19 protein-coding genes are annotated in these 23,681 nt (G+C 77.0%); 11 read left to right on the top strand and 8 right to left on the bottom strand.

Annotation, left to right across the window (positions count from 1 at the left end; all coding sequences use genetic code 11):
- Window positions 1-186: 186 nt before the first annotated feature.
- Together ACI79Z_RS15100 and ACI79Z_RS15095 are read left to right on the top strand one after the other, a co-directional pair.
- Complete coding sequence (locus ACI79Z_RS15100; RefSeq protein WP_456903091.1) at window positions 187-2,250, top strand: putative bifunctional diguanylate cyclase/phosphodiesterase; 2,064 nt, start codon at window positions 187-189, stop codon at window positions 2,248-2,250.
- On the top strand, window positions 2,247-3,068 hold the full coding sequence (locus tag ACI79Z_RS15095; protein ID WP_387989944.1) for an HDOD domain-containing protein: 822 nt from the start codon (window positions 2,247-2,249) through the stop codon (window positions 3,066-3,068). The genes ACI79Z_RS15100 and ACI79Z_RS15095 overlap by 4 nt, the downstream gene beginning before the upstream one ends.
- 28 nt (window positions 3,069-3,096) lie before the next feature.
- Here ACI79Z_RS15095 and ACI79Z_RS15090 read toward each other — a convergent pair whose 3' ends face one another.
- The 4 genes from ACI79Z_RS15090 to ACI79Z_RS15075 form a co-directional block, all read right to left on the bottom strand.
- Complete coding sequence (locus ACI79Z_RS15090; RefSeq protein WP_456903090.1) at window positions 3,097-4,344, bottom strand: serine hydrolase domain-containing protein; 1,248 nt, start codon at window positions 4,342-4,344, stop codon at window positions 3,097-3,099.
- A 91-nt stretch (window positions 4,345-4,435) separates the two neighbouring features.
- Window positions 4,436-5,587: an acyl-CoA dehydrogenase family protein gene (locus ACI79Z_RS15085; protein WP_456903089.1), complete on the bottom strand. Its 1,152-nt coding sequence runs from the start codon at window positions 5,585-5,587 to the stop codon at window positions 4,436-4,438.
- 7 nt (window positions 5,588-5,594) lie between these two features.
- Complete coding sequence (locus tag ACI79Z_RS15080; RefSeq protein WP_456903088.1) at window positions 5,595-6,770, bottom strand: acyl-CoA dehydrogenase family protein; 1,176 nt, start codon at window positions 6,768-6,770, stop codon at window positions 5,595-5,597.
- A 196-nt stretch (window positions 6,771-6,966) separates the two neighbouring features.
- Entirely contained in the window at window positions 6,967-8,622 is a 1,656-nt protein-coding gene (locus tag ACI79Z_RS15075; protein ID WP_456903087.1) for a carboxylesterase/lipase family protein, read from the bottom strand.
- 138 nt (window positions 8,623-8,760) lie between these two features.
- Here ACI79Z_RS15075 and ACI79Z_RS15070 point away from each other — a divergent pair, with 138 nt between their 5' ends.
- A complete protein-coding gene (locus ACI79Z_RS15070; protein WP_456903086.1) occupies window positions 8,761-9,933 on the top strand; it encodes an MFS transporter in 1,173 nt (390 codons plus the stop codon).
- Window position 9,934: 1 nt separating this feature from the next.
- On the opposite strand, the gene ACI79Z_RS15065 is transcribed toward ACI79Z_RS15070, so the two are convergent.
- The gene (locus ACI79Z_RS15065) at window positions 9,935-11,005 is read right to left on the bottom strand and encodes a DUF3616 domain-containing protein (RefSeq protein WP_387989960.1); all 1,071 of its coding nucleotides are present in this window, start codon (window positions 11,003-11,005) and stop codon (window positions 9,935-9,937) included.
- Window positions 11,006-11,068: 63 nt separating this feature from the next.
- Here ACI79Z_RS15065 and ACI79Z_RS15060 point away from each other — a divergent pair, with 63 nt between their 5' ends.
- From ACI79Z_RS15060 to ACI79Z_RS15045, 4 genes are read left to right on the top strand one after another with little or no spacing between them, the layout of a single operon-like run.
- The gene (locus tag ACI79Z_RS15060) at window positions 11,069-11,452 is read left to right on the top strand and encodes a TFIIB-type zinc ribbon-containing protein (protein WP_456903085.1); all 384 of its coding nucleotides are present in this window, start codon (window positions 11,069-11,071) and stop codon (window positions 11,450-11,452) included.
- A gap of 26 nt (window positions 11,453-11,478) precedes the next feature.
- Entirely contained in the window at window positions 11,479-12,396 is a 918-nt protein-coding gene (locus ACI79Z_RS15055; protein WP_387989966.1) for a ribonuclease Z, read from the top strand.
- Between the two features lie 34 nt (window positions 12,397-12,430).
- Window positions 12,431-13,912: a mannitol dehydrogenase family protein gene (locus tag ACI79Z_RS15050; protein ID WP_456903084.1), complete on the top strand. Its 1,482-nt coding sequence runs from the start codon at window positions 12,431-12,433 to the stop codon at window positions 13,910-13,912.
- Window positions 13,913-13,921: 9 nt separating this feature from the next.
- Window positions 13,922-14,800 (top strand): hypothetical protein, encoded by an 879-nt coding sequence (locus ACI79Z_RS15045; RefSeq protein WP_387989970.1) that lies wholly within the window; start codon window positions 13,922-13,924, stop codon window positions 14,798-14,800.
- Here the strand turns inward: ACI79Z_RS15045 and ACI79Z_RS15040 are convergent.
- Together ACI79Z_RS15040 and ACI79Z_RS15035 are read right to left on the bottom strand one after the other, a co-directional pair.
- Complete coding sequence (locus tag ACI79Z_RS15040) at window positions 14,797-15,963, bottom strand: 4-hydroxybenzoate 3-monooxygenase (RefSeq protein WP_456903083.1); 1,167 nt, start codon at window positions 15,961-15,963, stop codon at window positions 14,797-14,799. The two genes, ACI79Z_RS15045 and ACI79Z_RS15040, sit on opposite strands and share 4 nt — an antisense overlap.
- 66 nt (window positions 15,964-16,029) lie before the next feature.
- Complete coding sequence (locus tag ACI79Z_RS15035) at window positions 16,030-16,806, bottom strand: IclR family transcriptional regulator (RefSeq protein WP_387989976.1); 777 nt, start codon at window positions 16,804-16,806, stop codon at window positions 16,030-16,032.
- Window positions 16,807-16,886: 80 nt separating this feature from the next.
- Here ACI79Z_RS15035 and ACI79Z_RS15030 point away from each other — a divergent pair, with 80 nt between their 5' ends.
- A complete protein-coding gene (locus tag ACI79Z_RS15030) occupies window positions 16,887-17,720 on the top strand; it encodes an acetoacetate decarboxylase family protein (protein ID WP_387989978.1) in 834 nt (277 codons plus the stop codon).
- On the opposite strand, the gene ACI79Z_RS15025 is transcribed toward ACI79Z_RS15030, so the two are convergent.
- Window positions 17,721-20,303: an ATP-binding protein gene (locus tag ACI79Z_RS15025; RefSeq protein ID WP_456903082.1), complete on the bottom strand. Its 2,583-nt coding sequence runs from the start codon at window positions 20,301-20,303 to the stop codon at window positions 17,721-17,723.
- Between the two features lie 203 nt (window positions 20,304-20,506).
- Between ACI79Z_RS15025 and ACI79Z_RS15020 the strand changes: the two genes are divergently transcribed.
- The 3 genes from ACI79Z_RS15020 to pcaG all read left to right on the top strand — a co-directional run bounded on the left by ACI79Z_RS15020 (window position 20,507) and on the right by pcaG (window position 23,675).
- Complete coding sequence (locus ACI79Z_RS15020) at window positions 20,507-22,198, top strand: FAD-dependent oxidoreductase (RefSeq protein WP_387989984.1); 1,692 nt, start codon at window positions 20,507-20,509, stop codon at window positions 22,196-22,198.
- Between the two features lie 71 nt (window positions 22,199-22,269).
- Window positions 22,270-23,016 carry a protocatechuate 3,4-dioxygenase subunit beta gene (gene pcaH / locus ACI79Z_RS15015; RefSeq protein WP_456903081.1) on the top strand — a complete coding sequence of 249 codons (747 nt, stop codon included), beginning with the start codon at window positions 22,270-22,272 and terminating at the stop codon, window positions 23,014-23,016.
- Window positions 23,013-23,675 carry a protocatechuate 3,4-dioxygenase subunit alpha gene (pcaG, locus tag ACI79Z_RS15010; protein ID WP_456903080.1) on the top strand — a complete coding sequence of 221 codons (663 nt, stop codon included), beginning with the start codon at window positions 23,013-23,015 and terminating at the stop codon, window positions 23,673-23,675. Before pcaH ends, pcaG begins: the two co-directional genes overlap by 4 nt.
- The last annotated feature ends 6 nt before the right edge of the window (window positions 23,676-23,681 follow it).

Below are 23,681 nucleotides of genomic sequence, written 5' to 3'. Positions count from 1 at the left end.
GCACCCGGCATCCCTCGCCCCCCGGGACCCGATCGTGACGCGGATCGCAGGCGGCCCGGACCCACCCCTCGGGGTGAGGGGACGGCGTCCCCGGCTGCAGTCCGGCCCCGCCGGTGCCGACGCAGCGGGGGTGTCCCCGTGCGGGGACACCGACCGTGCAGGCCGACGCAGTCGAGGAGGACGCCCGTGCCCGCCAGCCCGCCCGTCACGGGTCCGGCCGGTGCCGTGACCCCGGAGGTGGTGGCCGCGGTCTTCTCCGCGGCGGCGGGGGGCGAGGGGACCGCCCTGCTCGTGGCCGAGACCATCGGGGACGCGCCGCGGGTCACCTGGGCCAACGAGGGCGCCGTCCGGCTGCTCGGTCCCGCCCCGGAGGACCTCGCCGGGCGGCCGGTCACCGACCTGGTCCCCACGCTCGCCGCCGGCGAGCTCCCGCTGCTGCTGCGCCGCGAGCACACCTCCCGGCTGGCCCTGCCCGTCCGCACCGCGGACGGCGGCCTGACCGACGCGGTCGTGCGGGCGACCCCCGCGCCGGCCGGGGACGCGTGGACGCTGGCGATCACGCCCGGGGCCGGGAACGCCGACCGGGTGGCGCGCGCCGGCGCCGACGCCGCCGAGCGCCGCTTCGCCACCCTGAGCGAGCGCTCGCCGGTCCCGACGCTGCTGTCCGAGCAGGGCATGCGGCTGGCGCACGTCAACGACGCGTTCTGCCGGCTGGCCGGGCGGCCCGCCGAGGTCCTGCTGGGCACCGGGTGGACCGGCTGCGTGCACGAGGACGACCTGGGCGCCGTCGTGGAGGTCGTGGCCGCCGTCCTCGAGGGCGGGGACGGCGAGGTGCTGGCGCGCCTGGTGCGCCCCGACGGCACCGAGCGGACCACCGTGCTGCGCTTCGGGCACGTGTTCACCCCGGGCGCGGGCGCGGGCTTCCTCGGCACCGTCGAGGACGTCACCGACCGGATGGCGTTCGAGGCCCGGCTGGCGCACCAGGCCCAGCACGACCCGCTGACCGGCCTGCCCAACCGCACGCTGCTCGACCAGCACCTCGCCGGCCGGTTCACCGCCGGCGGCCGCGGCCTGGCCTGCCTGTTCCTGGACCTCGACGACTTCAAGGTGGTCAACGACTCCCTCGGCCACGAGGCCGGCGACGAGTTGCTGGTGGAGGTCGCCGGGCGGCTGCGCGCCACGGTCCGCCCCGGCGACCTGGTCGCCCGCTTCGGCGGGGACGAGTTCGTCGTCGTCTGCGAGGACGTCGACGAGGCGGACGCCGCCGCGCTGGCCGAGCGCATCGTCGCCGCGCTCGCGGTGCCGGTGCACCTGGCCGGCGTGCGGTTCCGGCCGCACTGCAGCGTCGGCGTCACCGTGCAGGCCCCCGAGCACGCCGACGCCGCGGACCTGGTCCGCGACTGCGACATCGCCATGTACCAGGCCAAGGCCGGCGGCAAGGGCCGGGTGCGGGTGCTGGACCGCGCCGGCCGCGCCGAGGCCCGCGACAAGCTGCGGCTGGTCGCCGACCTGCGGGACGCCATCGAGCAGCGGCGGATCGGCCTGCACTACCAGCCCATCGTCTCCGCCGCCGACGGCTCGCTGGAGGCCGTCGAGGCGCTGGCCCGCTGGGTGCACCCCGAGCGCGGCCCGATCAGTCCCGCGACGTTCGTGCCGCTGGCCGAGGAGAGCGGGCTGGTGGGCGCGCTCGGGCTGCTGGTCCTCGACGAGGCGTGCCGCCAGGTGGCCGAGTGGGACCGCACGCTCGGCGCGGCCGCGCCGCCCCAGGTCAACGTCAACGTCTCGGCGCTGCAGCTCGACGCCGGCCTGCCCGGCGAGGTGGTCGCCGCCCTGGACCGGCACGGCGTCGCCCCGGCCCGGCTGTCGATCGAGATCACCGAGTCCGCGCTCATGACCGACCCCGCCGCCGCCCGTGCGCTGCTGCAGCGGCTGCGCGACCTCGGGGTGGCGCTGGCGATCGACGACTTCGGCACCGGCTACTCGTCGCTGGCCTACCTGCGCCACCTGCCGGTCGACTGCCTCAAGGTGGACCGGTCCTTCGTGGCCGAGCTCGCCGACGGGCACGTCGAGATCGCCAGCGCCGTCATCGCGCTGGCCCGCAGCCTGGGGCTGTCCACCGTCGCCGAGGGCGTGGCCACCTCCGCCCAGGCCGTGGCGCTGCGCCAGCTCGGGGCCACCTACCTGCAGGGCTTCTCCCTGGCCGAGCCGATGGACGGCGCGGCCGTCGCCACCTGGGTGGGTGCCCGGTGACCGCGGTGCCCCTGTCCCGCCCCGCGGTGGACCTGGACCGGCTGCTCGCCGGCATCGACACCATGGCCGCGCAGCACCCGGTCGCCGCGCAGGTGGTCGCCGTCGCCAACACCGAGGACGCCAGCGCCCGCACCCTCGCCGACGTGCTCGCCGCCGACGTCGCCCTGGCCGGCCGGGTGATGAAGCTGGCCAACTCGGCCTACTTCGGCATGAGCGGGCGGGCGACGACGCTGCAGTTCGCCGTCACCGTCATCGGGTTCACCGCGGTCCGCACCATGGCGACGGTCGCGCTGACGTGCCTGGACGACGAGTCGCAGCTGCCCGACCGGTTCTGGGAGACCAGCACCGGCATCGCGCTGGCCGCCTCCGCACTGGCCCCGCGCTTCGGCAGCCGGCCGCAGGACGCCCTGTGCCTCGGGCTGCTCGCCCAGGTCGGCGTGGCGCTGCTGCACGCCGCCGACCAGGAGGGCTACCGCGAGCTGGCCGCCGGGCAGCGTCCCTTCGCCGCACGGCGGACCGCGGAGGTGTGCCGGTACGGCATCTCCGCGCTGCGGCTGTCCGCGGTGGCGCTGGAGCAGTGGGGTTTCCCGCCGGCGATGGTCGCGCCGCTGGCCGCCGTCGACGACCCCACCTCCGCCGAGGGCACGCTGCTGCGGGTCGCGTTCGAGCTCGGCGCCCGCCACGCCGACCCGGAGCACGTGCCGGTGCCGGTCGAGCGGCTCAGCGGCGGGCTGCTGCGCGAGGACGGCGTCGCAGCCGTGCTCGACCAGGTGCGCGCCGACGCCGAGGACCTGCGCCGCGCCATCGTCGGCGACTGACCGACGGCCCCCTGCAGGGGCCGCCCGCTCAGCCCACCCGGTCGGCGACGTCGCGGAGCACCGCCGGCCAGTCGTCGGCGCCCTCCTCGCGGCCGAGCCGCACCACGACGACGTCGGTGGCCGGGTCGACGTAGACGTACTGGCCCTTGTTGCCGCGGGCGTAGAACCGCCCCTCGCGCTCGGTGTCGACCCACCACCAGTACTGGTAGTGCTCGGCGGGGTCGGCGGAGGTGTCCCGGGCGGTGGCCTCGGCGACCCACGCGGCGGGCACGACCTGCCGGTCGCCGGCGCGGCCCTCCCGGGCGAACAGCAGCCCGAACCGGGCCCAGTCCCGCGCGACGGCGTTGAACCCGCTCTCCATCTTGGGGAACCCGCTGGCCGTGCTGTCGGCGCTCCAGCTCGCGTCCGCCTCGGCGCCCATCGGGCCCCACAGCGCCTCGGCGGCGAAGTCCTCGACCGGCTCGCCGACGGCGCGCTCGAGCACCAGGCCCACGAGCAGCGGGTTGTAGTTGCAGTACAGCCACTCCCGCCCCGGCTCCTGCGCGACCTCGGCCGACAGGGCGAGCCGCCGCAGGTCGACGTCGTAGTAGGTGAGCGCGTCGTCGCTCCAGGGCAGGCCCTCCTCCTCGTAGGACAGGCCCGACGACATGGTCACCAGGTGCCGCAGCGTGATGGCGCCGAAGCGGGGGTCGCGGTCGAGCAGCTCGGGGACGTGGTCGGTGACCGGGTCGTCCAGGCCGCCGATCGCGCCGCGGTCGATCGCCAGCCCGACCAGCGTGGACAGCACCGACTTGGCCACCGAGAACGACGTCATCGGCGTCTCCCGCGTGCCGCCGGCGCCGTACCGCTCGAGCAGCACCTCGTTCCCGCGCAGCACGACGAAGCCCGTGGTCTGGGTGCGGTCCAGCAGCGCGGCGAGGTCCTCGGTGCCGCCGCCGGGGACGGTGACCTCGTCGAGGACGCCGGCGGGAAGGGAGCCGGCGGTCAGCGGCAGCGGGGTGCCGCCGGCCGGGACCGGCAGCTCGGGGAACCGGAGCCGGTCGTCGACGTCGGCGTCCATCCACACGATCGCGCGGGCGATGCCGGAGGAGTCCAGGGACGCCCGCGCCCACACCTGCAGCCCGCCCGCCGCGACGGCCAGCCAGGCGAGGACGGCGACCAGGACGGCGGCGAGCCGCCCGCCACGGCGGCCACGGGCGCGGCGCCGGACCAGCCGCGCCGCGGCCCAGGCGAGGACCGTCGCGAGCACGGCGGGGACCAGGAGCCAGGCGAGCACCCGCCGGACCCTAGGTGGTCGGCCGGCGGGAACGGCAGCGGCCGGCGCCCCCGCGGAGGGGACGCCGGCCGCCGGCTGCTGCTGCGGGGTGTCAGCCCGTGTACGGGGCGCCCAGCGGGTCGACCGTCGGGTAGGAGTCCACGGCCGACGCCAGCCGGTCGGCGGCCCAGTCGCCGTCGCCGAGCAGGTGGTCGATCGCGGTCAGCCGGCTGGTGTAGTGGCCGACCGAGTACTCCGCGGTGACGCCGATGCCACCGTGCAGCTGGATGGCCTCCTTGCCGACGTGCCGGCCGGCGCGGCTGGTCTGCAGCCGGGCGCGGTCGGCGGCGGTGACGACGTCGCCGCCGGTGTCGGCCACCATGCTCGCCCACAGCGCGGTGCTGCGGGCCAGCTCCAGGGACACGTACATGTCCGCCGCGCGGAAGGTCAGCGCCTGGAACCGGTTGAGCGTGACGCCGAACTGCTTGCGGGTCTTCAGGTACTCCGCGGTCGTCTTGAGCGCGGTGTCCATCGCCCCGACGGCCTCGGCGCTGTAGGCGATCCGGGCCAGGGCCTGCGCCCGCTCGACGTCGGCGGTGCGGTCCGCGGTGCCCTCGCCGAGCAGCTCGGCCGGGGTGCCGTCGAGGGTGACGTTGGCCGCGCGGGTGCCGTCGTGGGTGCGGTAGCCGGTGCGGGTCAGACCCTCGGCGTCGCCCCGGACGAGGAACAGCGCGGTGCCGCCCTCGGTCACGGCGCTGACGACGAGGACGTCGGCGCGGGCGCCGCCCGGCACCGGCTCCTTGACGCCGGTCAGCCGCCAGGTGCCGCCGTCCTGCGTGGCGGTCACGGCCGACGCCGCCGGGCTCCACCGGGTGCCGGGCTCGGCGTGCGCGAACGCGAGCACGCTGCCGCCCTCGGACAGCGGCCCGAGGACCGCCGCCCGCTGCTGCGCGGTGCCCACGGCGGCGACGAGGCCACCGGCCAGGACCACGGCCTCGACGAACGGCTCGGGCGCGAGCACCCGGCCGATCTCCTCGGCCACCAGGGCCACCTCGATCGGGCCGGCGCCCATGCCGCCGTCCTCCTCGGCGAAGGGCAGCCCGAGGACGCCCATCTCGGCCAGCTGCGCCCAGGTCTTCTCGTCGAAGCCGGGGTCGGTGGCGACCACCTGGCGGCGCCGCTCGCTGTCGCCGTAGGCGCGGCCCAGCAGGCCCGCGACGGCCTCGCGGAGGTCGTTCTGCTCGCTGTCGTACTGGAAGTCCACTGCTAGCTCACAGCCCCAGGATCGTGCCGGCGATGATGGTCCGCTGGACCTCGTTGGAGCCCCCGTAGATGGAGACCTTGCGGTAGTTCAGGTACTCCGGCGTGGCCACCCGGGCCCACTGGGGAACCTGCGAGCCGCCGTCGGCGAAGGACGCGACCGACAGCGGGCCGGCGATGTCGACCAGCAGCTCGGTGGCGGCCTGCTGCAGCTCCGAGCCGCGCAGCTTGAGCACCGAGGAGGCCGGGTGCGGCTTGCCGTCGGCGGAGTTGGCGACCACGCGCAGCGCGGTCAGCTCCAGGGCCAGCAGCTCGTTCTCGAGCTCGGCGATGCGCGCGGTGAGGCGCGGGTCCTGCGACAGCGGCCGGCCGGCGACGACGACCTCGCGGGCGTGCTCCTTGGCCTGCGCGATGAGCTTCTTGGTGGCGCCGACCCGGGCGATGCCCACGCGCTCGTTGCCGAGGAGGAACTTGGCGTAGTCCCAGCCGCGGTTCTCCTCGCCGATCAGGTTCTCGGCGGGCACGCGGACGTCCTCGAAGAAGACCTCGTTGACCTCGTGGCCGCCGTCGATCAGCTGGATCGGGCGGAGGGTCACGCCCGGGGTGTCCATCGGGAAGACCAGCATCGAGATGCCGCGCTGCTTCTTCTCCGCGGTCGGGTCGGTGCGGACCAGGCAGAAGATCCAGTCGGCGTGCTGGCCGAGGGTGGTCCACGTCTTCTGGCCGTTGACCACCCAGTCGTCGCCGTCGCGGACGGCGGTGGTGCGCAGCGAGGCGAGGTCGGAGCCGGCGTCGGGCTCCGAGAAGCCCTGGCACCACCAGATGTCGAGGTTCGCGGTCTTGGCCAGGAAGCGCTCCTTCTGCTCCTGGTTGCCGAACGTCGCGATGACCGGGCCGATCATGCTGGCGTTGAAGGCGAGCGGCTCGGGGACGTTGGCGAGCTGCATCTCCTCGCGCCAGATGTGGCGCTGCAGCGGCGTCCAGTCCCGGCCGCCCCACTCGACCGGCCAGTGCGGCACGGCCAGGCCGGCGGCGTTGAGGACGCGCTGGGCCTCGACGTACTGGTCGCGGGTCAGGTGGCGGTGGGCCGCGACGGTGTCGCGGATCTCCTGCGGCACCTGGGTGGTGAAGAAGGTGCGCATCTCATCCCGGAAGGCCTCCATCTCCGGGGAAAGCTGCAACCGCATGGGACCTCTCTCCTGACGGCGGTGTGACGCCGTCTCGACGTGTTCCTCGACGATCCCACATTCGTTACCGATCAGTAGATCCGGCTCTCGGAGCGTGGGACGGGTGGGGCGGGACGTGCCCCGGGCCCCGGGTGGCGGTCACCGGACGTGCCGCTCCCGGGGCCCGGGGTGGTGCCCGGGCGCCCTGCTCAGGTGCTCAGCGGGTCGCCCAGAACGCGCAGTTCGCGTCCGCGGCGACGTCGACCGGGCCGACGCCGCCCTGCGACGCGACGTCCAGGCCCTGGACGTCGGCCGGGGTGCGGTAGGCGTTCCACGCCGGGACGCCGCGGCCGTTCGGGTCGCCGGTGGCCGCGAAGTTGGTCCAGTAGCGGACCATCGTCGTCGACAGCGCCTGCTGCTCGGCGGTCAGCGGGCCGCCGAACAGGCCCGGGAACAGGTACGGCAGCTCGCCCGCGTGCTGGGCGCCCTCGTCGTACCGCGCCGGGTCGTACGGGAAGTCCAGCAGGGCCGGGGCGTCCTGGTCGCGGAACGAGTAGGCGAAGACCCCCGACGGCTGCTGCCCGCGGAGCAGGTCGTGGGCCGCCACGTGGGTGCAGGTCGACAGCGCGCTGCCGACGTCGCTGGCCACGGCCGCCAGCACCCGCAGCGTCGAGCCGTACTCCGCCAGCGGGTAGCGCTGGGCCACCGCCTCGGCCCGGACCGGGAACCGCTGCTGCAGCGTGGCCGTGTACACGGCCGGGTCGGCCGACAGCAGCGCCTGGCGCTGGGTCTCGGTCAGCGACAGCGGGGTGAACAGCGTGTTCTCGTCCTGCAGGTTGCCGTGCACGACCGGCACGCGGTTCCACCGGCCGGCCGCGATCGCGGTCCCCGGCTGCTCGGGCAGCGACGACCCGCCGACGACGAACGAGCCGCCGGGCCAGGCGCGCAGCAGCGCCTCGGCGGGCGCGGCGCGCAGGCAGGCGGCGACGTCGGCGGCGGTGGCGCAGCCGACGGTGGTCGCGACGGTCTGGCCGGTGGCCTCCTCGGCGGCCAGCGTGTCGTAGGTGGCGGTGCAGCTGTAGCTCTGCGCGATCGCCTTGTCGAACAGGCCGGCGGCCGTGGGGGAGGCCAACTGGGCGCAGACGGAGGAGGCGCCGGCGGACTCGCCGAAGACCGTCACGTTGTCCGGGTCGCCGCCGAAGGCGTCGATGTTGCGCTGCACCCAGCGCAGCGCCTCCTGCTGGTCGAGCAGCCCGGCGCTGCCGGACCCGACCGCGCCGTTGCCGGCGGACAGGTCGCGCTGGGCCATGAAGCCCAGGGGGCCGAGGCGGTAGTTGATCGTCACGACGACGGCGTCGCCCTCGACGGCCAGCGTCGAGGCGTCGTAGTTGGCGCCGTTGCCGTAGACCCAGGAGCCGCCGTGGATCCACACCATGACCGGCAGGTCCGAGCGGGCCGCGTCCAGGCCCGCCGGGGTGGTGACGTTGAGGAACAGGCAGTCCTCGTTGAAGGTCTGGAACGCGTTGGTCGTGCCGTTGGCCAGCTGCGCGCACGGCTCGTGCGGGGTGGTGGCGTCGGCGACGCCGCGGAAGGGCTGCACCGGGACGGGCGGGCGGAACCGGCGCTCGCCGACCGGCGCCTCGGCGTACCGGATGCCCTCGAAGGTGCGGTACCCGTCGAGCCGGGTGCCGCGGAGCTTGCCCTCGTCGGTCTGGACGAGCGTCGGGGCGGCGTTGCCGGCCCCGCCGCCGTTGCCGTTGCCGGGCACCGCGGCGGCCGGGCCGGCGGTGACGACGGCGCCGGTGACGAGCACGGCGCCGGTGACCAGGGCGAGGACGGACCGGCCGAGGGATCGCGGGACGGGGATGCGCACGGGACCTCCTGGGTCGCCCGCGAGCTCACCGCTGTGTGAGCTGGACCACGGGCCGCTGGGACACTAGCGGCCCGTGTTTCACGATTCGCACCGGGTCCGGAACCGGCGTGTCCGCGGTCGGCGGCGCAGGATGGGGGCGTGCCGGCCGCCTCGCCCGGCGGCCGGCTGCTGCTGGCCGCCGTCCTGCTGACGGCGCTCAACCTGCGGGGCGCGATCGCCGCCGTCGGGCCCGTCCTCGACGACGTCCGCGCCGCCCTCGGCCTCTCCGCGGCCGCCGCGGGTCTGCTGACCACGCTGCCGGTGCTGTGCTTCGCGCTGCTGGCGCCGGCCTCGGCCGCCGTCGGGCGCCGGGTCGGCGCGGGCGCGGCCGTCCTCGGCTCGCTGGTGCTGCTCGCGGTCGCGCAGGGGCTGCGGGTCCTCGACGGCGCCCCCGTGCTGCTGGCCGGCACCTTCCTCACCGGCGCGGCCATGACGGTGGGCAACGTGCTGCTCCCGGCCGTGGTCAAGGCGGGGTTCGGCCGGCGCGCGGGCACGGTGACCGGCCTCTACACCGCGGCCCTGGTGGCCGGCGCCGCCGCGGGCGCGGCGTTCACCGCGCCGCTGGCGGCGGTGCTGGGCTGGCGGGGCGCGCTCGCCGCGGAGGGGGTGCTGGCCGTCGTCGCGGCGGTCGTCTGGGCGGCGGCCGCGCGGCACGCCGACGCCGCCGCTCCCGTCCCGGCCGCCCGCTCCGCCCGCGCGCGGCCGCTGTGGCGGTCGCCGGTCGCGTGGGCGGTGACCGCGGTGCAGGCGCTGCACTCCACGCTGTACTTCTCGCTCACCGCGTGGCTGCCGACGCTGCTGGCCGACCGCGCCGGCACCGACGCCGCCACCGGCTCGGTGGCCGCCTCCGTCTACCAGGTGCTCGGCATCGCGGGCAGCCTGCTGGTGCCGGCCGTGCTCGCCCGCCGCCCCGGGCAGGCGGGGCTCGCGCTCGGCGTGGCCGCGCTGTGGGTGGTGCCGGTCGCCGGGCTGCTCGCCGCACCCGGGGTGTGGCCCGCGTGGGCGGTGGTCGGCGGGCTGGCGCAGGGTGCGGGCATCGCACTGGCGGTCACCCTCGTGGTGCTGCGCGCGGCCGACGCCGACGCCGCGGCCCGGCTGTCGGGCATGAGCCAGCTGGTCGGCTACGGCGTCGGCGCGCTCGGCCCGGTCGTCGTCGGCGCGCTGTCGGAGGCGACCGGCGGGTGGACCGCGCCGCTGCTGCTCCTGCTCGCCGTCGGCCTCGGCCTGGCGGCGGCCGGGGTCGTCGCCGCCCGGCCGGTCCGCGTCGGCTGACTCAGGGCAGCCGGACGACGTCGGCCAGCACGCCGCCGTCGGCGGTGAGCCGCGCCGGCGCGGGGCTGTCGTAGACGACCAGCAGCCGGCCGTCCCCGGCCGGGCCGAGCAGGCCGATGCCCTCGGCGTGGTCGTCGCCGTCGCCGAAGGGCAGCGCCAGCTCGCGGGTGAGCCGGTCGCCGCGGACGACGGTCGGCTCCTCCGCCGCGCAGGCCTGGTGCCAGCGGTAGACGTACACCGGGCCGTCGAGGTCCATGGTCGGGCCGGCGAGCACCAGCAGGTCCTCGCCCTGCGGGCACAGGTCGCGCACGCCCAGGCCCGCCAGCCGCAGCACGTGCTTGCGGTAGCGGCGGCCGTCGGGGAACTTCCGCAGGCGCAGCCGGGCGGGGTCGCGCCGGTCGACCTCCGGCCGCAGCTCGAGCACCACCGCCCAGCCGCGCAGCACCGGGCCCCGCAGGCCGAGGTAGACGCGCTCGCCGGAGACCGCGATGCCCTCGACGTCGAGGCCGTTGTCCTTGCCGGGGATCGGCAGGAACGGCGCGAGGTGCTCGTCGTCGGCGAGCAGGTCGCGCAGGTCCTTCCCGCGGGTGCCGAAGACGGCGGCGCTGCGGGTGCCGTCGTCCTTGACCAGGGTGGGCAGCCCGTCGACGTCGACCACCGGGATGCGCACCAGCACCTGCCGGCGCGGCTGGCCGGTGACCCGCGCCAGGCGGCGCAGCGCCTGCTCGCCGTCGTGCTCGTCGCGGATGCGGCGGCGCCGCAGGCTGTGCGAGCCGACCGCCCACAGCGCGTCGCCGGTGCGCGCGAGGCCCTCGACGTCCGCCTCCTCCTCGACCCCGGGGCCGGTGCCGCCGGGCAGCGGCACGAGGTCGGCGAGGGAGAAGGTGGCCTGGTCGCCGTAGGAGGTGGGGTCGGCGGGGTCGTCGGCCACCAGCCGCTCGATCGTGGCGGTCTCGTCACCGGCCACCCAGAGGACCGGCCCGTCGCTGCGGACGGCGGAGAGGTTGGTGTGGGTGGCGCTCCGCCGGGAGGCCGTGCCGAACCGGAGGGTCACCGTGCGCTCTGTCCTCACGGGCGCGCACCCTGGCACGCGGTCCCGGTCTCCGGGGGTCCCGCGTGCGTCGTACCGTGCGGCATGGATCTCGTCTGTCCCAAGTGCCACGGCACGATGCGCACCTACGAGCGCAACGGCGTCCACGTCGACCAGTGCACCGAGTGCCGGGGCATCTTCCTCGACCGCGGGGAGCTCGAGCGGCTCATCGACGCCGAGAACTCCTGGCACGCCGCGCCGGCCGCCGCGCAGTCCGGCGGCCACGGTGCCCAGCAGCCGCCACAGCAGCACGGCACACCGCAGCAGCACGGGGGCCAGTATCCGGCCGCCGGCGGCGCGGGGCTCGGCGCCGTGGTGAACGAGGTGCTCGGCGCGGTGCGCGGCTCCTCGCACTCGTCGTCGCACGGCTCCCACGGCTCGCACGGCAAGAAGCGCAAGGAGTCCTTCCTGTCCGACCTCTTCGGCTAGCGGCCGGCGCCGGTAGCGTCGCGGGGGTGGCGGCGCGGGAGCTGGTCGTGCTCGGCACCGCGAGCCAGGCGCCCACCCGCACCCGCAACCACAACGGCTACCTGCTGCGCTGGGACGGCCGAGGCTTCCTGTTCGACCCCGGTGAGGGCACCCAGCGGCAGATGCTGCTCGCCGGGGTGCCGAGCAGCGCCGTCCACCGGATCCTGCTCAGCCACTTCCACGGCGACCACTGCCTGGGCCTGCCCGGCGTCGTCCAGCGGATGTCGCTGGACGGCGTCGCGCACCCGGTGGTCGCGCACTACCCGGCGTCGGGGCAGGTCTTCTTCGACCGGCTGCGGCACGCCACCCCGTTCGCCGACCTCGCCGAGGTCCGCGAGGAGCCGGTGTCCGGGGACGGTCGGCTGGCCGACGACCCCGCCGGCGTCCTCGAGGCGTGCCGGCTCAGCCACCCGGTCGAGTCCTTCGGCTACCGGCTGACCGAGCCCGACGGCGTCCGCATGCTGCCGGACCGCCTGGCCGGGGCGGGCGTGGCCGGTCCCGACGTCGGCCGGCTGCAGCGCGAGGGCGTCCTGCGGGTGGGGGAGCGGACGGTGCGGCTCGCCGAGGTCAGCGCGCCGCGGCCCGGGCAGCGGTTCGCCTTCGTCATGGACACCCGCATGTGCGACGCCGTCCCCGCGCTCGCCGACCGCGCGGACCTGCTGGTCATCGAGGCGACGTTCCTCGCCGCCGACGAGGCCCTGGCCGAGCGGTACGGGCACCTCACCGCCCGCCGGGCCGCCCGGGTCGCCGCGCAGGCCGGGGTGCGCACGCTGGTGCTCACCCACTTCTCCCAGCGCTACGCCGACCCGCGCGCCTTCACGGACGAGGCACGGGAGGAGTTCGACGGCGACCTCGTCGTCGCCACCGACCTCCAGCGCGTGCCGGTGCCCGCCCGGGCGGGGTAGGAGGAGGTCCCGTCCCGGACCCCGAGGAGCGCCGATGACCCGGCTGAGCGCCGCGACGCTGGCCGAGCTGCCCGCGTCGGTGTGGACGCCGCGCTACGACCGCGCCGCGGTGCGGGCGGGGGTGGTCCACCTCGGGGTCGGCGGCTTCCACCGCGCGCACCAGGCGCTGTACCTCGACCGGCTGCTCGAGGCCGGCGCGGGGCAGGACTGGGGGATCTGCGGCGTCGGCGTGCTGCCGGCGGACCGGCGGATGGCCCAGGTCATGGCCGCGCAGGACCGCCTGTACACGCTGGTCGAGAAGCACCCCGACGGCCACCTCACCGCCCGGGTGGTCGGCTCGCTCGTGGGCTACCGGCTCGCGCCGGACGACCCCGGGGCGGTGGTCGAGGCGATGGCGGCGCCGGGCACCCGGATCGTCACGCTGACCGTGACCGAGGGCGGCTACAACGCGTCCGCGGCCACCGGCGAGTTCGACGCGACGGCGCCCGCCGTGGTCGCCGACCTCCGGCCGGGCGCCGCGCCGGCGACGGTCTTCGGCCTGGTCACCGAGGCGCTGGTGCGCCGCCGCGCCCGCGGGCTCCCGCCGTTCGCCGTCGCCTCCTGCGACAACGTGCCCGCCAACGGCGCCCTGGCCCGCCGCAGCTTCGCCGCCTTCGCCGGGCTGCGCGACGACGCCCTCGGCGAGTGGGTGACCCGGGAGGTGCCGTTCCCGTCGTCGATGGTCGACCGGATCACCCCGGTCACCACCGACGACGACCGCGCCCGGCTCGCCGCCACCTTCGGCGTCGAGGACCGCTGGCCGGTCGTGTGCGAGCCGTGGACGCAGTGGGTGCTCGAGGACGCCTTCCCGGCCGGGCGGCCGCCGCTGGAGGACGTCGGGGTGCAGGTGGTCGGTGACGTCGTGCCGTACGAGCTGATGAAGCTGCGGCTGCTCAACGCCGGCCACCAGGTGCTCGGCCACCTCGGCCCGCTGCTCGGCCACGAGCACGTGCACGAGGCGACGCGCGACCCGCTGCTGCGCGAGCTGCTGGTCGGCTACCTGGAGGAGGAGGGGACGCCGACGCTGCCGCCGGTCCCGGGCACCGACCTGCGCCGCTACCGGGCCGAGCTGGTCACCCGCTTCGGCAACCCGCACGTGCGCGACACCCTCGCCCGGATCGTCGAGCACGCCTCCGACCGGCTGCCGCAGTTCCTGTTCCCGGTGCTGCGGGCCAACCTGGACCGCGGCGGCGAGGTGCGGCGCTCGGCGGCGGTGGTCGCGGCGTGGGTGCACGGGCTCGAGCGGCGCGGGGACGCCGCCGGCCTCGTCGACGCCCGCCGCGACCGCCTGGTCGCCGCGGCGCGCCGGTCCCGGGAGGACCCGCTCGCGCCGCTGGCCGACCGCGAGCTGTTCGGCGACCTCGGCGACCGCCCCCGCTTCGCGGCCGCCTACCGGGCCGCGCTGGACTCGCTGCGCACCCGCGGGGCGGCGGCCACCGTGGAGGCGCTGCTCCGCGGAGCGCTCCGAGAGGGGTAGCAAGGAGGGGTGTTCGACAGCGTGACCTCCGACGGCTCCTCCTTCGACGGCTCCTCCTTCGACGGCTCCTCCTTCGACGTCGACTGGGTCGGCCTGCTCGGCCGCGAGGTGCTCCGGGAGCGCCGCGCGGCGCTGATCGCCGAGGCCTGCGCCTGGGCGGTGGGCCTGTCCGACCGGCCGCACCACCTGCGGCTGCGCGGCCGGCTGGTGGCCACCGGCACCACCATCGGCGACCGCGCCGCCACCGGGCAGCCGCTGTCCGGCGAGGAGGACGGCCGGATCGAGCTCGGCGACGCCCGCCCGGGCAGCTTCCAGGACGCGCTCAACGCCGTCGACGCCGACGGCACCGTGTTCGCCGACCGGTTCGACCGCGAGGTCCTCGAGCCCTTCGTGCGCGAGACCTGCGTGCTCGCCGCCGACCGCGCCCGCCGCACCCGGCCGGCGCGGTGGGCCGAGCTGCTCGACGAGCTCGGCGAGGACGGCGCCGACCTCGGCGAGGTCGTGCACGCGATGGAGTGGGAGGGGCCGCTGCGCACCGAGGCCGAGCACCTCGTGCTGGCCGCGCTGGGCCGCACGCCGCTGCTGGAGGTGGAGTCGGAGGGGCTGCCGCTGTCGCTGGTCCGCGCCGCCGAGGCCGCCACCCGCGCCGCGGCGGCGCCGGCGCACGCGGAGCCCGAGCCGGACGAGGGGCTGTCCGGTGCGCTGTTCCTCGCGCTGGCCGCCGTCCGGGACGCCGGCCTGCCCTCCCCGGTGCCCCCGGACGGCGCCGCCCGGCTGGTGGCCGTCCTGGCCGAGCAGGGACTGGAGCCCGAGGAGGTGACCGGCGTGCTGCCGCACCTGCCGCTGGCGCCGGGCACCGCCGGCCGGGTGCGCGAGCTGCTCGGCTAGTACGGCAGGCCGGTGTAGTTCTCGGCCAGCTCGCGGGCGGCGGCCTCCGACGAGCACACCCGGCGCAGCTGCGACAGCTGCAGCTCGGCGTCGAAGGGGTCGCCGGTGGTGTGCAGCATCGAGGTCATCCACCAGGAGAAGTGGGTGGCCCGCCAGACCCGCCGCAGCGCGGTGTCGGAGTAGGCGTCGGCGAGGTCGGTCTCCTTCTCCTGCAGCAGCCGGACCAGCGCGCGGGAGAGCAGGACGACGTCGGCGACGGCGAGGTTGAGGCCCTTGGCGCCGGTGGGCGGCACGATGTGCGCGGCGTCGCCGGCGAGGAACAGCCGGCCGCGGCGCATCGGCGCGCTGACGAAGCTGCGCATCGGCAGGATCGACTTCTCCAGCACCGGGCCGGTGTTGATCTCCCAGCCCTCGTGCGCGAAGCGGGTGGCCAGGCCCTCCCAGATGCGGTCGTCGGACCAGTCCTCGATCCGCTCCGACGGGTCGACCTGCAGGTACAGCCGCGACACCGACGGCGAGCGCATCGAGTACAGCGCGAACCCCTCGGGGTGCCAGGCGTAGATCAGCTCGTCGGTGGCCGGGGCGGCGTCGGCCAGGATGCCCAGCCACGCGTACGGGTAGGTGCGCTCCCACAGCCGCTGCCGGGTGCCCTCGGCGACGACGGCCCGCGACGGGCCGTGGAAGCCGTCGGTGCCGGCGACGACGTCGCACTCGAGCACCTGCGCCGTCCCGTCGGCGTCGGTGAACCGGATGCGCGGGCTGTCGGTGTCGACGTCCTCGACCGCGACGTCGGAGACCTCGAAGTGCAGCGGCGGGCCGCCGGCGAGCTGGGCGGCGACCAGGTCCTTGACCACCTCGGTCTGGCCGTAGACCCACACCCGCCGGCCGCACAGCTCGGGGAAGTCCAGCGTGTGCCGCGTGCCCGGGTACTGCAGGTGGATGCCGCGGTGCTCGAGGCCCTCGCGGTGCAGCCGGTCGCCCATCCCGGCCCCGGTGAGGACGTCGACGGTGTTCTGCTCGAGGATGCCGGCGCGGATGCGGGCCTCGACGTACTCGCGCGAGCGGTTCTCCAGCACCACGGAGTCGATGCCCTGCAGCGCGAGCAGCCGCGACAGCAGCAGGCCGGCCGGGCCGGCGCCGATGATCCCCACCTGGGTGCGCATGCGGCGAGTGTGACCCGGGCCGTCCGCGGGGGGACACCTGGGTCTGCCGCCCAGCGGAAGCGCCGGTCAGCCCAGGTGCGCGGCCCGGGCCAGCGCGCGGCCGATGCCCCGCGCGGCCACCTCCAGCACCGGCACCAGCCGGGAGAGGTCGCGCCGGTGGCTGGGGACGACGATCCCCAGCGCCGCGGCCACGGCGGTGCTGCCGCCGCGCTCCACCGGCACCGGCACGGCCACCGACAGCGTGCCCAGCGACATCTCCTCGGCGGTGCGCGCGAAGCCGCGCCGGCGCACCTCGGCGAGCTCCCGGCGCAGCCGGGCCGGCTCGACGACGGTGTGCCGGGTGGCCCGGGCCGGCGCGGCCAGGGCCTCGGCGACGACGTCGTCGGGGGCGGCGGCGAGCAGCACCTTGCCCACGCCGGTGGCGTGCAGCGGCAGCCGGCTGCCCACCTGGCTGACCACCGGCACCGACTCGCGGCCGGAGATGCGCTCGACGTAGAGCGCCGACAGGCCGTCGCGGACGGCGAGGTGGACGGTGTCCCGCGTGGCCGTGTGCACGTCCAGCAGGTACGGCGCGGCCACCTGGCGCAGCTCGAGCGACACGGGGGCGAGCAGGCCGAGGTCCCACAGCTTGCGGCCGATCTCGTAGCGGCCGTCGGCGCGGCGGGCCAGCGCGCCCCAGCCGGTGAGCTCGGCGAGCAGCCGGTGCGCGGTGGTCAGCGGCGTGCCCGACCGCTCGGCGATCTCGGTGAGGGTCAGCCGCGGCGCGCTCGCGTCGAAGGCGTCGAGCACGGCCAGCGCGCGGGAGGTCACCGACCGCCCCCGCTCGCCCGCACCGCCCGCCACCCCACCAGTCTCCCACCCAGCGGAAGCCGGAGGACCTCGGACCCTGCCGGTGCGCGTCCCGGCCCGGTGGGCTGGGGTGCGTGACCGATCCCGTCCGGCTGCCGCTGGCCTACCACGACGCGGCGGTGGCCAGCTCCTACCACCTCGCCTCGGCCGGCGCGGTCGCCGCGCTGCTGCCCCGCGACGGCGGCCGGCCGCTGCTCCGGCCGCTCGCCCTGCCCGGCGGCCGCACGCTCGTCGCGGTGCACGCCTTCCGCTACCGCACGGTCACCTGGACCGACGCCGACGGCGGCACGCGCGTGCTGGCGCCCTACGGCGAGGTGGGCGTGACCGCGGGCGTCGTCGCGGGCCGGCCGGTGCGCGGCGCCCGCCCGGCGGTCGGCGGCTTCGTGCTGCAGCTGCCGGTGACCTCCCGCGAGGCCCGGGACCTCGGCCGCGCCGAGTGGGGGCTGCCCAAGTGGCTGGGCGACATGGACTTCGTCGACGAGCCCGGCCGGCAGCGGGTCCGGCTGTCGGAGGCCGGCGCCGGCGTGCTGGTGCACACCGTGCGCGCCCGCGGCCCGGCGCTGCGCGGCAGCCCGGCGCGGACGCTGTGGTCGGTCCGCGGCGGGCGGCTGCTGGAGACGCGGATCCCGGTGCTCGCCCGCTGGCAGGCGCGGCCCGGGGGTGCCGAGCTCGCGCTGGGGGAGCACCCGGTGGCCGACGCGCTGCGCGCGCTCGGCCTGTCCCTCGCGCCGCTGGCCGCCTTCCGCGCCGTCGGGTACCGCAGCACGCTGCCGGCGGGCCGGCCGCTCGGGACGGCGGACGCCCCCGCCCCCGTGCACCCCGGCCGGGACGAGGAGTTCGGCCGGTTCACCGTGGCCCACCCGGGGACCGCCCCGCTGCCGCAGTACCCGCCGGTCGCGGTCGGCTGATCAGGAGGGCCCGCCCAGCTCCTCGTCCAGCGCGGCCCAGGGGCCCAGCGCCGCGCCGGCGGCCCGCCCGCGCGCCTCGCCGTCGTCCCCGAGCGCGGCGCGCAGCGCCTCCCGCAGCCGGTCGGCCAGCGCCTGGTGCGGCGACCAGCGGGCCACCCCGAGGGTGGTGCGGGCGGCGTCGGCGGCGCCCACGAGCCGGGCCGCCGCGGCGTGCCGGCCCTCGGCGAGGGCGAGCGCGGCGAGCACCTCCAGGCAGGTCGCCGCGCCCTCCAGGTCGCGGGTGCGCCGGTGCAGCGCCACGGCCTCGTCCAGCCGGGCCCGCGCGCGGGGCAGGTCGCCGGCCAGCAGCGCGGCCAGCGCCAGGGCGTCGCCGAGCAGCGCGGCGAGCTGGTCGTCGGCGGCCGCCGCGGCCAGCTCCCGCGCCTCTCCCGCGACCCGCTCGGCGGCGGCCACGTCCCCGCCGGCCAGCGCGACCCCCACGCGCAGCATCCCGCTGAACGCGACCGACCAGCCGTCGCCGCTGCGCCGCAGCTGGTCCAGCGCCTCGTCGAGCAGCGGGACGACGCGCGGGTCGGCCGGGGACAGGCTCATCGCCCGCGCGCCGAGGGCGTGGCCGAGCAGCCACGCGTCGTCGCGGCGGCGGGCGTCGTCGACCACGCCGTCGAGCAGGCCGGCCGCGCTCGCCCGGTCGCCGAGGGCGATCCGCAGCGCGGCCCGCGCCCAGGCCAGCCGGCCGGCCAGGTCCGGCGGCAGCGCGGCCGCCGACGGCAGCGCCGCCGTCTGCTCGGCCAGCCCCGCCATCGCCGGCAGCAGCCCGCGCGCCCACCACCAGCGGACCAGCGGCGCGGTGAGCCGGACGGCGAGGTCCGCGTGGTCGGTGGCCACCGCCCAGCGCAGCGCGGCGCGCAGGTCGGCGGTCTCGGCGTCCAGCCGGTCCCGCCACAGCCGCGCGGCCGGGCCGGCCAGCCCCGCGCCGGCCTCGGCGCCCAGCCGGGCCAGGTGCTGCGCCCAGCGGACCCGGGTCGCCTCCTCCTCGCCGCGCTCGCGCAGCCGCTCGGCGGCGAACGCGCGGACCAGCTCGAGCATGCGGAACCGCGGCTCGCCGTCGCCGGTGTCGGTGGGGGTGACCAGGCTGTGCCCGACCAGGTCCGACAGCGTCTCCAGGACGTCGAGGTCGGCGGCTCCGTCCTCGCCCCGGCCGGCGCCCACCACCTCGGCGGTGTCGAGGGTGCAGCCGTCCGCGCACACCGACAGCCGCGCCAGCAGCGCCCGGCCGCGCTCGTCGAGCAGGTCGTGGCTCCAGGCGATGGTGGACCGCAGGGTGCGCTGGCGGTCGGGGACGTCGACGTCGGGGTCGCCGAGGTCGAGCGCGCGGTCCAGGCGGGCCAGCAGCAGCCGTGGCGGCAGCGTGCGCACCCGGGCCGCGGCCAGCTCGACCGCCAGCGGCAGCCCGTCGAGCCGGCGCACCAGCTCGGTGACCGGGCCGGCGGTGGCGGCGGTGAGCGCGAAGGAGGGGTCGGCCTGGCGGGCGCGGGCCACGAACAGCTCCACCGCGGGGGCGGAACCGGGGACCTCGTCGGCGGCCGGCGTCCGCAGCGGCTCGATCGGCACGTCGTGCTCGCCGCGCAGCCGCAGCACGGCGCGGCTGGTGACCAGCAGCTGGGTGAGCGGGCAGCGGGCCAGCAGCGCCGCGAGGTCCGGGGCGGCGCCGGCCACCTGCTCGAGGTTGTCGACGACGAGCAGCGCCCGGCGGCCGGCCAGCCGGTCGGCCACCTGGTCGAGCAGGGGGCGGCTGCCCTCGGCGGACACCCCGACCGCCTCGGCCACGGCCGCGGGCACGTCGGCGCGGTCGCGGACGCCGGAGAGGTCGACGAACCACACGCCGTCCCGGCCGGGCTCCACCGCCGCGGCCGCGGCCAGCGCCAGCCGGGTCTTCCCGATGCCGCCGGGCCCGGTGAGCACCACCAGCCGCACCGCCGGGTCGCCCAGCAGCCCGGTGACGGTGGCCAGCTCGGCGGTGCGGTCCACCATCGGCGTGGGCGGCGTCGGCAGCCACCCGGCGGCCAGCCCGGGCGGCGCCGGGACCGACCGGGTGAAGCGCTCGCTCAGCAGCACGGCGAGGTCGTCGGCGACCAGCTCGCCGAGCTCGGCCGGGTCGCGGTAGGGCGTGGTCGAGACGCCGCCCTCGGCCTGCACCCGCTCCAGCAGCCGGGCCAGCCGGGGGTCGCGGCCGGGCGCCGGCGTGCGGACGTAGAGCAGCCGCGGCATCCCCTCGGACAGCTCGAGCTCGTCCTCCAGGCCCGACACCGCCATGTCCGGGCCCACCCAGCCGTAGCGGTCGCCGTAGACGCCGACGAAGACGTCGCTCTGCGCGAGGTAGGCGCGGTAGAGGTCGCGCGGCGGGTGCGGGCGCGCGCCGAGCTCGAACATCACCGGGGTGAGCCGCAGCCGGGCGACGGCGTCACGGACCGCCCGCCGCTCGGCCGCCAGCTCCTCGAGGGTGGAGGAGACGAAGACGCGCAGCCGCTGGTCGGGCGTCGCGATGGTCCGCGGCATCCCGGGCGTCCCCGCCGGAGCGGCCACGTGCACCTCCTGCCGAGGTCGCCGACGTCGCCGACGTCGGGGAGTCTAGGGACGGCGGAGGCGCCCCGGAACCCGGTGACAGCGGGCCCGGGGGAGTGGTTGGCTGGCCGCGCCCACGGTCCGCACGGGGGATGCGCGCACCCGGAGAGCCCCGTGCACGGTGCCCCTGTCCCGGTCCCCGCCCGCCCGTCCGGAGCGGCGTCGTGACCGGCACCGCCCTGGCCGTCGTCGCCCGGGACGCCGGCCTGCGGACCTCGACCACCCGGGAGCTCGAGCGCCGCTACGGCAGCGACTACCGCGTCGTCTCCGCGACCGGCCGCGGCGAGCTGGACGCCGCGCTGTCCGCCGCGGGCGACCCGACGGTGGCCGTGCTCCTCGGCGGCCTCGGGGAGGACGACCCCGACGGGCTGGAGGTGCTGCGCGCCTGCCACGCGGAGCACCCCGGTGCCATCGCCGTGGCCCTGGTCCGGTGGGGCGCGTTCGAGACCGCCCGGCCGATCTTCGAGGCGATCACCGTCGGCCAGCTCGACCGCTGGGTGTACGCCCCGCAGGGCTGCCCCGACGAGGAGTTCCACCGCTCGGTGACCGAGATCCTCGACGAGTGGTCCTCGCGGCGCGGCGGCGGCTTCGAGGCGGTGCGGATCATCGGGCACCGGTGGGACCCGCACGCCCAGCACCTGCGCGACCAGATGACCCGCAACCGCATCCCGCTCGGCATCTACGAGGCCGGCTCGCCCGAGGGCCGCGCGATGCTCGCCGACCTGGAGCTGGAGCAGCCGCGGCTGCCGGTCGTCGTCGTCCGGTTCCGGCCCGAGCAGACCGTGCTCGAGGCGCCGACCGACCTGGAGGTGGCCGAGGCGTTCGGCCTGTTCGACCCGCTGGACCCCGACGCCGTCCACGACGTCGCGATCGTCGGCGCCGGGCCCGCGGGCCTGGGTGCGAGCGTGTACGCCGCCTCCGAGGGGCTGGACACGCTGCACCTGGAGTGCGAGGCGGTCGGCGGGCAGGCGGGCACCAGCTCGCTGATCCGCAACTACCTCGGGTTCCCCACCGGGGTGAGCGGCAGCCGGCTGGCGTTCTCCGCCTACCTGCAGGCCTGGGCGTTCGGCACGACGTTCTCCTTCATGCGCACCGCCGCGTCGCTGCGCACCGAGGACGGGCTGCACCGGATCACGCTGCACGACGGGACGGCGGTGCGGGCGCGCAGCGTGGTGATCGCCACCGGCGCGGCCTGGCGGCGGGTCGGCGTGCCGGAGCTCGAGGCGTTCACCGGCCGCGGCGTCTTCTACGGGGCGGCGGTCAGCGAGGCGCCGGCCATGGCCGGGCGGCACGTGTTCGTCGTCGGCGGCGGCAACTCGGCCGGGCAGGCGGCGGTGTACCTCTCGCGCTACGCCGAGCGGGTGACCGTGCTGGTCCGCCGATCCTCGCTCGCCGAGACGATGTCGGACTACCTCATCCGCGAGCTCGAGGCGCTGCCGCGGGTCGACGTCCGGTACCGCGTGCAGGTGGCCGGCGGGCGCGGCAGCGACGTCCTGGAGACCGTCGTCCTGCGCGACCTGGACACCGGCGCGGAGACCGAGGAGCCGGGGATGCTGTTCGTGATGATCGGCAGCGAGCCGCGCACGGACTGGCTGGCCGGGACGCTGGCCCGCGACCGCTGGGGCTTCCTGCTCACCGGGGCGGCGCTGCTGGCCGGCGGCGACGTCACGCCGGCCTGGCCGCTGGACCGGCCGCCGGCGCTGCTGGAGACCAGCACGCCGGGCGTCTTCGCCGCCGGCGACGTGCGGCAGGGTTCGGTCAAGCGGGTGGCCTCGGCGGTCGGGGAGGGCGCGCTCGCGGTGACGCTCGTGCACGCCCACCTGGCCTCCCTCGCGGCGTCGTCCGCGGCCCGCTGACCGACCGGCGTCTTCCGCTGGACGGGACCCGACGCTCGCCCGCCGCCGTCGCCCGGACGTACGTTCCCGCCATGACCGGGACCACGTCGGAGGGCAGGCTCGTCCTGCCGCGGTACCTGCGCGAACCCGACGGGACCCGGACGCCCGTCGGCTTCCCGGACTACCGGAGCACCGCGCTGCGCGCGCCGCTGCGCACGCCCGTGGACCTGCCGCACCGGCTCACCGAGGTCACCGGCCCGGTGCTCGGCGAGGACCGGGTGCTGCCGGCGGACGCCGACCTGACCCTGCGCAACGGCGGCGAGGCGATCGGCCAGCGGATCCTCGTGTACGGGCGGGTCCTGGACAGCGACGGCCGCCCGGTGCCCCACGCGCTCGTCGAGGTGTGGCAGGCCAACGCGGCGGGCCGCTACCGGCACGTCGTCGACAACTGGCCCGCGCCCCTGGACCCGCACTTCGACGGGCTGGGCCGGGTGGTCACCGACAGCCTGGGCCGCTACGAGTTCCTGACGATCAAGCCCGGCGCATACCCGTGGGGCAACCACCACAACGCCTGGCGGCCGGCGCACATCCACTTCAGCCTGTTCGGCCGGGCGTTCACCCAGCGCCTGGTCACCCAGATGTACTTCCCGGACGACCCGCTGTTCGGCCAGGACCCGATCTTCAACGCGATCCCCGCGGCGGCCCGGCACCGGGCGGTCAGCCGCCACTCCCTGGAGCGCACGCAGGACAACTGGGCGCTGGCCTTCGAGTGGGACATCGTGCTGCGCGGCACGGAGCAGACGCCGTTCGAGACCGACGACGACGGGGACGTGGCGTGATCGTGGACCCGATCGTGGACCCGCTGGACGTCCCGCCGGACCCGGCCGTCCCCTTCCAGCCCCGCTCCGGGCAGCGCGGCACCGGCTTCCTGACCGAGCCGTTCCGGCTCGGCACCACCCCCAGCGCGACCGTCGGGCCCTACCTCGCGATCGGCCTGACCTGGCCGGACGGCGCGTGGGCCGCCGCCGAGGGCACGCCCGGCGGCTTCTGGATCCGCGGCCGGGTGGTCGACGGCGCCGGCGACGCCGTCCCCGACGCGCTGGTCGAGACCTGGCAGGCCGACCCCGACGGCCGCTTCCCCTCGCCGGAGGACCCGCGCGGGCCCTCGGCGTACCCCGGCTTCCGCGGCTACGCGCGCTCCTCCACGATCACCGGCGAGTTCGCGGTGTTCACCCTCAAGCCCGGCCGCGTGCCCGACGGCGAGGGCGGCCTGCAGGCGCCGCACCTCGACGTCTCGGTGTTCGCCCGCGGCCTGCTCGACCGCGTCGTCACCCGCGTCTACTTCGCCGACGAGGCCGAGGCCAACGCGGCGGACCCGGTGCTGGCCGCGCTGCCGGAGGACCGCCGGGCCACGCTGCTCGCCCGGCCCGCCGAGGACGGCTACCGCTTCGACGTGCACCTGCAGGGGGACCGCGAGACGGTCTTCTTCGCCCTCTGAGGTGCG

Source organism: Geodermatophilus sp. SYSU D00663, from assembly GCF_054050655.1.
The sequence above is the reverse complement of the archived record's forward strand: the minus strand, read 5'-3'. Positions and strand labels throughout refer to the sequence as shown.

Excerpts from the sequence above, each read along its gene's own strand:
- ACI79Z_RS15080 (WP_456903088.1), bottom strand. The coding sequence starts at position 6,770 with ATGCGGTTGCAGCTTTCCCCGGAGATGGAGGCCTTCCGGGATGAGATG.
- ACI79Z_RS15060 (WP_456903085.1), top strand. The coding sequence starts at position 11,069 with ATGGATCTCGTCTGTCCCAAGTGCCACGGCACGATGCGCACCTACGAG.
- ACI79Z_RS15050 (WP_456903084.1), top strand. The coding sequence starts at position 12,431 with ATGACCCGGCTGAGCGCCGCGACGCTGGCCGAGCTGCCCGCGTCGGTG.
- ACI79Z_RS15040 (WP_456903083.1), bottom strand. The coding sequence starts at position 15,963 with ATGCGCACCCAGGTGGGGATCATCGGCGCCGGCCCGGCCGGCCTGCTG.
- pcaH (WP_456903081.1), top strand. The coding sequence starts at position 22,270 with ATGACCGGGACCACGTCGGAGGGCAGGCTCGTCCTGCCGCGGTACCTG.